At 58.4% G+C, this 11,413-nt stretch carries 9 protein-coding genes; 1 reads left to right on the forward strand and 8 read right to left on the reverse strand.

Features of this window, described 5'->3' with window-relative positions; genetic code table 11:
- Window positions 1-20 precede the first annotated feature (20 nt).
- The 8 genes from AVI_RS25025 to AVI_RS25060 form a co-directional block, all read right to left on the reverse strand.
- Window positions 21-878 carry an N-formylglutamate amidohydrolase gene (locus AVI_RS25025; RefSeq protein ID WP_012648996.1) on the reverse strand — a complete coding sequence of 286 codons (858 nt, stop codon included), beginning with the start codon at window positions 876-878 and terminating at the stop codon, window positions 21-23.
- A 112-nt stretch (window positions 879-990) separates the two neighbouring features.
- A complete protein-coding gene (locus AVI_RS25030) occupies window positions 991-2,346 on the reverse strand; it encodes an MmgE/PrpD family protein (RefSeq protein ID WP_012648997.1) in 1,356 nt (451 codons plus the stop codon).
- A 154-nt stretch (window positions 2,347-2,500) separates the two neighbouring features.
- Complete coding sequence (locus AVI_RS25035) at window positions 2,501-3,283, reverse strand: ABC transporter permease (RefSeq protein ID WP_012648998.1); 783 nt, start codon at window positions 3,281-3,283, stop codon at window positions 2,501-2,503.
- Window positions 3,280-4,149, reverse strand: a complete 870-nt coding sequence (locus AVI_RS25040) for an ABC transporter permease (RefSeq protein WP_012648999.1) — start codon at window positions 4,147-4,149, stop codon at window positions 3,280-3,282. The genes AVI_RS25035 and AVI_RS25040 overlap by 4 nt, the downstream gene beginning before the upstream one ends.
- Entirely contained in the window at window positions 4,149-5,243 is a 1,095-nt protein-coding gene (locus AVI_RS25045; RefSeq protein WP_012649000.1) for an ABC transporter ATP-binding protein, read from the reverse strand. Before AVI_RS25045 ends, AVI_RS25040 begins: the two co-directional genes overlap by 1 nt.
- 14 nt (window positions 5,244-5,257) lie before the next feature.
- Window positions 5,258-6,292: an extracellular solute-binding protein gene (locus AVI_RS25050; RefSeq protein ID WP_012649001.1), complete on the reverse strand. Its 1,035-nt coding sequence runs from the start codon at window positions 6,290-6,292 to the stop codon at window positions 5,258-5,260.
- A 30-nt stretch (window positions 6,293-6,322) separates the two neighbouring features.
- Window positions 6,323-8,080, reverse strand: coding sequence for a hydantoinase B/oxoprolinase family protein (locus AVI_RS25055; protein WP_012649002.1), 1,758 nt, complete (start codon window positions 8,078-8,080; stop codon window positions 6,323-6,325).
- 12 nt (window positions 8,081-8,092) lie between these two features.
- Entirely contained in the window at window positions 8,093-10,138 is a 2,046-nt protein-coding gene (locus AVI_RS25060; protein WP_012649003.1) for a hydantoinase/oxoprolinase family protein, read from the reverse strand.
- 454 nt (window positions 10,139-10,592) lie between these two features.
- Between AVI_RS25060 and AVI_RS25065 the strand changes: the two genes are divergently transcribed.
- Window positions 10,593-11,360, forward strand: a complete 768-nt coding sequence (locus AVI_RS25065) for an IclR family transcriptional regulator (RefSeq protein ID WP_012649004.1) — start codon at window positions 10,593-10,595, stop codon at window positions 11,358-11,360.
- The last annotated feature ends 53 nt before the right edge of the window (window positions 11,361-11,413 follow it).

The following is an 11,413-nucleotide window of genomic DNA, read 5'->3' on the forward strand; positions in this document are numbered from 1 at the left end:
GTGATAGAGCGTCCATCGGATCAGCCCTTCGCACGCGCATGGTCGGCAATACGAGACGCCAGCGTCTTCAGATGGCTCTGGATCTCGGGAAGCTTTTTGCCGCGCAAAGACGTTGCTTCGTCCATGTAAAGGCTGCGGTTCATCTCGATCTGCAGGCTATGAATGTTTTCCGCTGGATTGCCGTGTTTGCGGACAGCTTCCGCGCCGATGAAGTGCGCGTTGTGCGTCACCCGATACCCGAAGCTCCGCAAGACTTCGGTTGCAAGTTCAAGGAGATCCTTGCCGCTGGTCTGGCCGTTGCGATCTCCCAGATCGAAGTCCGACCGGCGCTGGCCTGCGTCCGGCGCGCTCGGCGAGGGCATGGCAGGCATCGAATGGCAGCTCAGATGATAGGCGACACCATGCTCGGCTTTGAACTTCTTCAGAAGGCGGGTCACCTCGTTGTGGTAGGGCCAGTAGTAGTTGTCGATACGGCTTGCGACCTCGGCGACCGAGAGAGGCGCATCGTAGACAGGCTTTGTTCCAGCGCAGACCGTGGGGATGAGACCAATCCCCGTCTTCGTCTTAGGGCCGGGCTGCAGAGCCACAGGCCATTCGCCGGTCAGCTGACTCGGGTCGATATCGAGTTCATTCCTGTTGAGATCGATATAGATGTTTGGAAATTCCGCGAAGAGCCAGGTGGCGCCGCTGTCGACGACATCCAGGTAGCATTCTTCGACATACATCGAGATCGAGCGCTGCAGATCCTTCAGAAGAGCAACCGTGCGAAAATCGTGAGGATATTTTCCTCCGCTTCTCGGGGTTTCGAACAGGACAGGTGCGGCAGGGACTGTTGGGTCGACGCGCGTGAACACTCCCGATTTGACATCCATAAGCATTTAAAGTTCTCCGGTGTGGCGTGAGCCGATATTCTTTCATGACGAAACGCGGTGCGGACCCTTGGCCCTGCATCGCGATTGCTCTGCTTCAGTTTTCAGATGGGTTCAGTCGTTAGGCGACCTCATCTGCTCTTGGGCTTGAGATCTGGCCGGCGCGGTCCGCAAGGGCGGAAAGCAATGGGGTGAAACCATCCGTCGTCAGTTTTGAGATAGCGACGAGAATGGTGTTCCTCCCGTCTTCGGTGAGGCTTTCCGCACCGATCAGGCGAAACTTCTCCATGACCTGTTCGGCGCTCATCGGATTTGCGACATCGCCAAGAGGGAAGAGAACCGTGCGGCTCTCCGGCCCATTGCCCTGGTCAATGATGACTCGGGACGGCGTTCCTTTTGGAAAGCTGTCATTGAAATCAGAGTGTGCGACCATCTCGATGCGAGATGAAAGTTCGAGGATTTCTGGGTCCCGCAGGCTCGCGGGGTCCATTGGCTGAAGTGCCTGACGTCCCCGCAAAGCCGCCAGCGCGCAGCTGAAATAATAGCTGTATTGCGCTCCCTCGAGCGAGCGTGGTGCGCGCTCGTTCGACAGCTCGGTTCCTCGCTGAAAGGTCTCGATCCGAAGACTTTTGATCGGTGCATCTGGCCGGCGCAACTCGAGGATCGCGTCGACAGCGCCATGCATGTAACGGCAGCAGGCGTATGGCTTGAGGTAGCAGTCGCCAATCCACCAATGTTCGCCAAGTTCACCTGTCAAAACGGAACGGGTATAGAGCGTCTCGTTGTCGAGTAGATCGAGCGGACCGGTAGCACCAGCCTGGGCTCGGAATGCCGCAGTCAATCCAGCGACAACCGCTGGCGGAATGAGTTCCTTTACGGTGCTTCCCTGATAACGCGAGGTGCCCTTCTTGTATCCGATCGGGCCTTCAGCGCCTGCGATCCCGATTGCGTTCGCCATCTGGGACGGCGAGAGCTTCAAAAGCCTACCAACTGCTGCAGCGACGCCGAAGTTGACCCAGCGGCCACTCGCATAGCTGTCGATCGTTTCCGTCGGGCGGGCGGTCGCGACACGCAGGGCAACATCGTAGCCGATCGCAATCGCTTCAAAAATGTCCTCGTCGGAGGTCCCAATCGCTTGACCGACCGCGATGGCTGCCGGGATGATGCCTGCACCTGGATGGCCAGCGGCGCCCCGATGGCCGTCATCGATGTCGAGCGCGCTCGCGGCCGCCGCGTTCGCCATCGCCGCGCCAGCGATCGACAGGGATTGATCAGTCATCCAGACTGTGGACGGTCCCTTCCCGTAGCTCGCGATGGCAGCACGGCGGGCCGCGAGCGCAAGGTTCGAGTGCAGGCCTGCGGCGGTCGCGGCAAGAAGATCCGCGATCAGGATCGCGCAAATATCCTTGGTCGCTTGCGGCAGGCTACCGGCAGGATGGGTAGCGGCGAAGGTGGCGAGTTGTTCGATTGCATGCATGATAATGAGAACACCGTTTCTTTTTAGAGCACTGACCGTACCGGGGCCTTTGAGCCATTTCCCGCAGGCTTCTTCGTCTGCGAGAGGCGAGGAAGACCCGAGCACCTGCGATCCGATGGTTCGCCTGCTTTCGTCCCGGCACGATCTGGCGCCGTTATTTTCCGATTGCGCGAGCGAGCCCGATGACCCGTTCGAGCAGGACCATGAGGGAGACACTCAAGAGGATGAGGAGGACCGACAGCGCAGCGATCTGTGGGTCGGTTCGCTCAGTCGTGTAACGATAGATTGCCACCGGTAGTGTCGACAGGGACTGTCCAGCCAGGAACAAGGTGATCGCGACCTCGTCAAATGAGATGAGGAATGACAGCAGGGCCGCACCTGTGATCGAAGGGGTAAGAGTAGGCAAGGTAATCCGCCGAAACACCGTAAGCGGCCTTGCGCCGAGGCTCGCTGCGGCCGACTCAATGTCGGCAGGCATCGTCTGCAGACCGGTGACCAATATCCGGATAACGAAGGGTGTCACGATCATGGTATGGGTAAAGACGAGCGCGAAGTACGATCCGTTGAGCTTGAGTTGCACGAACACCAGAAGAAGCCCAAGACCCAAGATGATCGAGGGTACGATCAGCGGCGCCGTGAAGAGCGCGATGAGCGAATTGGCAAACGGGATCTTCGAACGCACCAGCGCGTAGGAGGCTGCGACCCCGAATGCCAATGACAGGATTGTCGCAGCGATCGCAAGCGTCACGCTAAGTTTCAGGCCCGCGAGAAATCGCTCATTGCTCAAAACCGCCGAGTACCACCGAAAGCTCCAGCCGGAAGGTGGAAATGCAAGGTTGTTGTCGGCACTGAATGACATCACGATCGCGGGCAAGAGCGGCGCCAAAAGCAGCCCGAACAGAATGACCAAGAGGCTGCGGCTTAAGATATGGGTCACGACAACACCCCCGATTTAGCACGCGTCCGCATATCCCAGACGCGGATAAGTCCCATGGTGAGAATGAACAGCCCGAGGAGAACCATCGACATGGCCGATGCCAGTGGCCAATCGAGAATTTCCAGGGCCTGGGTGAAGATCTCTGTCGGCAGCAGGAAGACGCGTCCCCCGCCAAGCAGGGCTGGCGTCACAAAAGCCGATATTGCCAACACGAATGTCAGAATGCAGCCAAGCGTGACGCCCGGCAGGCTGAGCGGTAAAGTGATCCGGAAGAACCGGCGTGCCGGCGTTGCGCCCAGCGAACTGGCAGCGTCCTCAACATTCGGATCGATCTTTCCAAAGCCGGACAGCAAGCAAAGAGCCATGTAGGGCATCATGATATGGGTCAGGCCGATCACGACGCCCGGATAGTCGTTGACTAGGCGCACATTGGCGAAACCGATCCAATGAATGAAATCCTCCAGCGGGCGCAAGATTAGCATCCAGCTGTAGGTTCTCACGACTGCGCTGAGGAGGAGAGGTGAGACCGTCAGCAGAACGAGCGTCCCTTTCCACCTTGATGTGGTGCGGTACAGGTAAAGCGCAATCGGGTAGGTCAAAATGCATGCGAGAAGCGTGACCAGCAGGCTCAATATGATCGATCGGATGACGATCTCTCGCGAGAAGGGGTCTGTGAAGAATTTCTCGTATGCGGAAATCCCGAGTTCAGGGATCAGCACGCCGCCTTCAGCGGAGCCATAAAACGAGATCAGGGCAACTGAGAGGATTGGCAAGACAAAGAAGAAGCCGATCACAAGGAGCATCGGGAGGCTGAGCAGCCATCCGACTGCCGCGCCAGCCGACGTTGTTTCGTCGTTGTGAGCCATCAATTCGCCTTCCGTTCGAAGACAAAGCCGCTGGCCACCGGCCAGTCCAATGTGACCTGTTGCCCGGGTTCCAGGCTGCGCCAGGCCGAAGACGAGCCCGGTATTTCCGCTGTCATCGCGATCCCTTGGGTATCACAAGCGACTGAAACGATATCTCCTGCATAGGTGACCTTGCGGACCGAAGCGGGGACGCGGTTTCGCCCAGCCTCGCTCGGGGTTGAGCTCGGCAGGACTTCGATCGAACTTGGCCTGATCAGAAACTGAACGGGTCCCTTGAGCGAAGGCTTGGCAAGCTTGATGGACAGCCCCGTGTCTGTCTTGATCTGCTGACTCGCATCGCCATCCGCATTGCTGATGCCGTCGATACTGTTCACGCGACCGATGAAGTTGGCGACGAAACTGCTTGCCGGGTTCTCGTAGATCTCCGTGGGTCGACCGTACTGGACGATCACGCCTTCATTCATGATGGCAACGTGATCGGAGATTGCCATCGCTTCGGACTGATCGTGCGTGACGAAGATGGCAGTCGTTCCCAGGCGTTGCTGCAGGTCACGAATTTCGTCCTGCATTTGCTCGCGAAGCTTGGCGTCGAGGTTGGAAAGTGGCTCGTCGAGAAGGAGGAGATCGGGGTGGATGACCAGAGCGCGGGCCAGTGCGACGCGCTGTTGCTGACCGCCGGAAAGCTGGCGCGGGCGGCGTTGACCGAGCGCTCCGAGCCTGACCATCTCCAGAATCTCGCCCGCCCTGGATCTGGCTTCCTTCCGGTTGACGTTTCGCATTTCCAGGCCGAACGCGACATTGTCCAGCACCGTCATGTGCGGGAACAAGGCGTAGTTCTGGAAGACGAGACCAATATTTCGTTTGTAGGTCGGCAGGGATGTCACATCCTTGCCGGCCAGCATCACACGGCCGGACGTCGCTCCAACCAACCCTGCGACAATCCTCAAAGCTGTTGATTTGCCGCAGCCTGACGGTCCGAGGAGCGAGACAATTTCGCCAGGTGCAGCAGTGATGTTCAGCTTGTTGAGCACAAGCTTCTTATCGTCATACGACTTTGAGAGGTCTTGGAGACTGAGTTCGGCACCACTTTTCATTTACAAAGGTCCCCTCAGTTCGCGGTAATGACTTTGCGGCGCCATTCCTGCAGCCAGGATTCGCGCTTCGAGACAAAGAACGCCCAGTCGAGCGGCTTCAGTTTTTCACGAATTTCCGGGGTCGAGGCAGTCTTCGACAGGGCATCCTGCGACGGCTTCGCGTCCTTGTTGGTCGGCGAGTAGAACATCAGGTTGGCGAAGGCTGCCTGCGCTTCTGGGCTCAGAGCGTAGTCAATGAACTTCAGCGCTTCTTCCTTGTTCGGTGCACCCTTGACGAGGTTCAGCGTGTTGATTTGGAACATCGAGCCTTCGGTCGGTATGACGACGCTCATATTGCTCTTTGGATCCTTTGCAAAGAACTGGGCGCGCGCGTTCCAGCCTGCGCCCGCCTTGACCGTACCGTTGGACACCAGCTCGTAAGCGTCCGGCGCCGGTGCCCAGGTCTGTACGTTCTTGGCGATCTCCGCGAACTTTTCGACACCCTGATCGACAGATTTCTTCTCGTCGCCGCCGGCTGCCCGGGTGAGCAGGATCGTGTTCATCAAGGCCGCAATTTCGGGGGCAGGCCACATGGCGACCTGCCCCTTTAGTTCTGGCTTGGCAAGATCAGCCAGCGCCTTGGGAGGATTGGCAAGCGAGTTGCTATACATCAACACGGGGTAGTCGAAGGTAATGCCCGGACCGAAACCCTTGTTGATATAGGCTTCGTCGAAGAGATTCTGGCCGTTGGAAAGCTTGGTCAGATCGACCTGATCGAAAATTCCTTCCGTATTGCCGGCACGTGAGACCATCGCGTCCATGATCGAAAGATCGAGGGTCGGATTGTTCTTCTCGGCGCGGATACGGCCGAGATTTTGCGCTGAAAGGTTGATTTCGTTGTAGATGACCTTGATGCCCGTCTTCTTTTCAAAGGGCTCGATCACCGCCTTGCGGTAATTGTCCGCGAACACGCTTTGATACCCAATGATATTGACATCAGCCAAACAGGGAGAGGATACGCTCAGGACAGCAGCGATGGCTGCCAAGTATTTCGGCAATGCGAAGGCCATTTCAATTCTCCTTGTGGTTCGGATAGGAAATCAAGCTGCTCGATCGTTTGTCGGGGTCCATTCCTTGAGATCGACGCCGACCTTCACGCCATAGACTTTCTCGGCCTGCTCGCGGGTCACGAGGCCATGACGGACATCGCGCAGGACCAAAGCTGGATCACGCTCGAGAGGATTGCCGAAACCACCGCCGCCCGGCGTGTAGTGGGTCACGACGTCGCCATAGTCGAGCATTTCGAGTTCGCCGATCGAATGCTCGAGCACTCGTGCGTTCGGTGTTCCTTCGTTAATCACCCAACGCCCGCCGCCACCTGGGAAGCCGCCAGCCACACCCTGGGGGAGTGTGACGGATTTCTGGGAGGTATGCTGGAGTTCCGCCAGGTCGCCCAGCACCTTATAGGCCAGGACCTGACCGACGCCGCCGCGCCATTTGCCGGCGCCTCCAGTTCCAGACTGAAGCTCGCGCTGGACATAAAGAACCGGGCATTCGGCCTCGGTCGCTTCAATCGGAGGGATCGGGCAATTGGTGACGTGGCAAGACATGACGTCGATGCCGTCGGCCTTGGACGTTGCACCAAGTCCGCCCGGTACCACTTCGCCGAATACGCTCGGATTGCCCGTGTCGCGCTCCCTCGCTGAGGTGAAGTTATAAAGGCATCCACAAGAGTCGCCCATGACGCGTTCCGGCACGATCTGCGAAAGCGCACCCATCACGAGGTCCACCAGGCTGTGGCACACCACCATGCGCTGGTAGACAGCCGCAGGTTTCTTGGCGTTTACCAGCGTGCCTTCCGGTGCGATGACTTTGAATGGGCGCTTGTTCCCTTCTGTCGACGGAATCGAAGGGTCGGTCACACAACGCATCGCGTAGAAGATAGCCGCCCAGGTCGTGGCGAGCGGGGCGTTGATCGGTCCGCGGATCTGCGGATCGGTGCCGGTGAAGTCGAAGAGGATGTCGGAGCCAGTCTTGTGGATGGCGAGCTTCAGCTTGTACGGTCCACTCTTGGCGCCGTCATCGAGGATGAGTTCCTCGTGTTCGTAGACACCGTCCGGGATTTGCGAGATTTCTGCGCGGGTACGCTGCTCTGAATAGTCGATCAGCGCTTCGAAGCAACGCAAGAGCGTTTCGCGGCCGTAGCGGTCGAACATGGCTTTCATGTCTTCGGCGGCCGCAGCCACTGATGCGACCTGCGCGAAGAGGTCGTTTTCCATGTTGTCGGGAAGGCGGGTGTTATTGAGGATGATGCGCATGCATCTTTCGTCGACGATCCCGTTTTCGCCGATCTTCATCGGAGGAACGCGCAGGCCCTCCTGCCAGATCTCCAGGTTCCAGCCGCGGGTCGCCATGTTCATGGCGCCGATTTCCTGATGGTGGACCATCAGGCCTGTGAAGCCGACCAGTAAGTCCTCGAAAAACACGGGCATGAACACGACATAGTCGTTCGTATGGGCCGTCGACATCGAGGCACCGCCCGCATAGGGGTCGTTGGTAATGACGATGTCGCCCGGGCGCCATGTTTCCGGCGGGTGGTACTGTTCAAGAATGGTCCGCAGGCAAACGCCGGTGCAGTTGAGGTGGATTGGAATAGTCGCAGATTCCGCCAAGAGGCGTCCCTGTCCGTCGAAGACGGCAGCGGAGCAATCTTCCATTTCCTTGACGATGATCGACGTCGATGCGCGGATCATGCGATGGGCATTGCGTTCGGCGATCGAGGTCAGTGCGTTGCGAACGATTTCAAGCGTTACTGGATCAACGCTTGCGGCGGGGGTGTTCTCGGTAGTGGTGTCCATGGTGAAATCTCCTCAGCGTTCCAGATGGAGGATGCGGTAGGCATCGCAGCGGGCTGTCCAGCCAGGCGGAACGAAAAGTGTGGAACCGGGATATTCGACGATCGAAGCGCCGGGGAAGATGTAGCCCTCGCGCAGGTCGTCCAACCGATAGATCGGCAGCTCTTCCCAGTGACCGGCGTCGATCAGCACCTTGCGTCGGCTGACGACGGTGGCTTTGCCACCCGCCTCGGTCGGGAATGTCGGCCATACGAAGTCAGGTTTCGTCGACATGGCAGCCACGCGCATGTTGACGATCTGGATCGGCTTGCCGGGGTTGTCATAGCCGTACATCTGCTTGTGACGTTCTGCGAAGCGCGCCTGAAGTGCGTCCAGCGCGGCCTGCATATCGCCGGCGGGAAGTTCGAGATTGAGCTCGAAATTCTGTCCCTTGTAACGCAGATCGAGGCTCGTCACGTATTGAGACGTGCCAGCCGCGATGTCTTCGTCCGCGAGAGCCTTTTCACCTTGCTCGATCAGCTCATCAAACCCTGCCGACAGTTCCGCAGCATCCACTTCGCCGAGATAGGCAAGCTTGGTACGGACAAGATCGTGACGAACCTGAGCCGTCAACATGCCGAGTGCAGAGAGATTGCCCGGTGCAGGGGGAATGAGAGCCGAGCGGATCCCGAGTTCTTCAGCTAAGCGGAGGGTGTGAAGGGGTCCGGCACCACCGAAGCCGACAAGCGTGTAGTCTCGCGGATCAAGTCCACGTTGGACGGTGATGAGCTTGATCGCGTTGACCATATGCGCCTCGGCAAGGGCCATGATGCCGCTCGCTGCGGCATCAAGGGAGATGCCGCACGGTTCGGCGACTTTGCGCAAGATGGCTTCGCGAGACTTCGCAGGATGCAGCTTTCGGGCGCCGGCAAGGAAGTATTCCGGATTGAGGCGACCGCCGTAAAGGTTGGAGTCGGTGACCGTCGGGTTTTCGCCGCCCTGACCATAGCAGGCCGGACCAGGAACGGATCCCGCGCTGCGCGGGCCGAGACGCAGCGCGCCGCCCTGATCGACCCAGGCGATCGAGCCACCGCCTGCGCCAATGGTGATGAGGTCGAGCATCGGGAGAAGGAGCGGGTGACGGCCGACGCTCGATCGGGTCGTCATCTCTGCCTTGCCGTCGGTGAGCAGGGATACGTCGGCACTCGTGCCGCCCATGTCCAATGTGATGATCTTGTTGACGCCAGCCTTTTCCGCGAGTGCGGCGCCGCCAATAATGCCGCCCATCGGACCGGAATGCGTCAGTGCCGCGGGAAGCTTCTTGGCCGAGGTGAAGGACATCACCCCACCATTGCCCCGGATGATATAGGGAGCAGGCGTTATCCCCTTTGCGGCAAGCGCGGCAGCCAGACCGTCGAGGTGGCGTGTCAGAGGACCACCAACGAATGCATTGATCGCTGTGGTGCTGGTCCGCTCGTATTCGCGAAACTCGCGGGCAACCTCGCAAGACAGCGAGATCGCAAGATCCGGAAACTTCTCTGCCGCGACCTTACCGATCCGCTGTTCGTGTTCCGGGTTGGTGTAGGAGTTCATCAGGCAGACGGCGACGCAGCGAACCCCTTTGGACTTCAGTTCGGAAAGGCGTTCAGCGATATCGGTGTCGTCGATCGGCGTTATGACCGATCCGTCTGCTGAAATGCGCTCGTTGACGGTCACGCGCAGGTCGCGCGAGATCAGAGCAGTCGGCGGGCGCCAGTGGATATCGTAGACATTCGGGCGGCGCGATGCCCTGCCGATTTCCAGAACATCGCGGAAGCCACCGGTCGTGATGAGGCCGATATCGACTTGCTGCTCTTCGACGATGAGGTTGGTGACGAGTGTCGTACCATAGACGAAGCGATCAACCTCGCTCATCTGGCTGCCGGCGCGCTCGACAATTGTTTCGATCCCCTTGGCGATACCATTGCTGAGATCTTCCGGCGTGGTCGGAACCTTCAATGTGACGATCTTCGCCTGATCATCGTCGAGCAGCACAAGGTCTGTGTGCGTGCCGCCAGTATCGGAACCTATACGAATGCCCATCTACTTCTCCGTTGACACTTGTTGTGGCGGCTTGCAGCCGCCAGTCTGCTGTCGGGGGAGGCTGGTGTGGCCCAACCTCGTAAATGTTCCGGCTGGACCAGTGGTCACAAAGACCCAGCCCGAACGGTGTATTCGCGAAAGGGAAAGCTCAGATCGGCGCCGCGGATTCGGCTTCTCTAGCGGTCACCTCGTAACCGCCGTCATTCTCAAGCTCTAAGAAAATCACGGATTGCCTTCGAAGGCGCTCTGTGACCTGCCCATGTAGCTCGATCATGTTGCAACGAAATCCTCGACAAAAACTGTGACGATCAGCTCTGTCCCCTCAGACAGAGATTAGTTTTTCTTCCTTGGAAAGGAGGCTATCATCGAAAACCAGAATTACAATATGATTTATAAAATAAAAATCGTATCACATTATGATAACAGATACGACGCGCAGGCCGGGAGATGATTTATGAGTGAGAAAAGCGTCGAGGGCGCACAGGTTATCGGCAAGTCGATCGCATTGCTGAAGTTCATTTCCGCGGCGGGATCAGATGGCGCCAAGGTGAAAGACATCGCGGCCGCCTTGAATATGAGCGTGCCGACGATCTACCGCCTCGCGAGAGCATTCGAGAAAAACGGATGGCTCGAGCGGCTCGATCATAAGATGAGTCTCAGACTCGGCATTGAACTCTTTGCTCTCGGCGTCAAAGCCGCAGACGCTGCAGGCATCCGGTCTATAGCCCGTCCTGCGCTGGTTCGCATCAGCGAGGAGGTGGGAGCTACCGTCTTCCTGATGTGCCGCAACGATCATCATGTCATCGTGGTTGATCGCGTATGGGCCGGCCAGAATATCTCCACCCTCACAGATAACGTCGGGAGCATGGTGCCCATGGGGGTGGGCGCGGCCTCTATCGCGATCATGTCCACACTGGACCAAGGCGACGTTGAAGCGCTCACCAGGGCGAACGAACCTTCCTACGAGCGTTACGACCTCACGCGAGCCGTGATCGCTGCCACAGTGTCCGATGCCAGAGAGCGTGGTTACGCCGAGACCCAGTCAACTCTGATTGCCGGTCTTTCCGCTCTTTCCATTCCTGTGAGAAACTTCAACGGCGTTTCCACAACAGCGTTAAGTGTGAACCTGCCGACGGACTTCCTGACCGCCTCGCGCCGGACCCACATCGTCGAATTGTTGAAAGCAGAGGTGGACAGCATCGAGAAGATTGTTCGAAGCTGAGCGTTTGGTCCCGCACCCGCGCCTCTCATGTCGTTAACCCGAAGACCGTGCCT

The organism is Allorhizobium ampelinum S4 (assembly GCF_000016285.1).
GTDB lineage: Bacteria > Pseudomonadota > Alphaproteobacteria > Rhizobiales > Rhizobiaceae > Allorhizobium > Allorhizobium ampelinum.

Excerpts from the sequence above, each read along its gene's own strand:
- AVI_RS25025 (WP_012648996.1), bottom strand. The coding sequence starts at position 878 with ATGCTTATGGATGTCAAATCGGGAGTGTTCACGCGCGTCGACCCAACA.
- AVI_RS25030 (WP_012648997.1), bottom strand. The coding sequence starts at position 2,346 with ATGCATGCAATCGAACAACTCGCCACCTTCGCCGCTACCCATCCTGCC.
- AVI_RS25040 (WP_012648999.1), bottom strand. The coding sequence starts at position 4,149 with ATGGCTCACAACGACGAAACAACGTCGGCTGGCGCGGCAGTCGGATGG.
- AVI_RS25045 (WP_012649000.1), bottom strand. The coding sequence starts at position 5,243 with ATGAAAAGTGGTGCCGAACTCAGTCTCCAAGACCTCTCAAAGTCGTAT.
- AVI_RS25050 (WP_012649001.1), bottom strand. The coding sequence starts at position 6,292 with ATGGCCTTCGCATTGCCGAAATACTTGGCAGCCATCGCTGCTGTCCTG.
- AVI_RS25055 (WP_012649002.1), bottom strand. The coding sequence starts at position 8,080 with ATGGACACCACTACCGAGAACACCCCCGCCGCAAGCGTTGATCCAGTA.
- AVI_RS25060 (WP_012649003.1), bottom strand. The coding sequence starts at position 10,138 with ATGGGCATTCGTATAGGTTCCGATACTGGCGGCACGCACACAGACCTT.
- AVI_RS25065 (WP_012649004.1), top strand. The coding sequence starts at position 10,593 with ATGAGTGAGAAAAGCGTCGAGGGCGCACAGGTTATCGGCAAGTCGATC.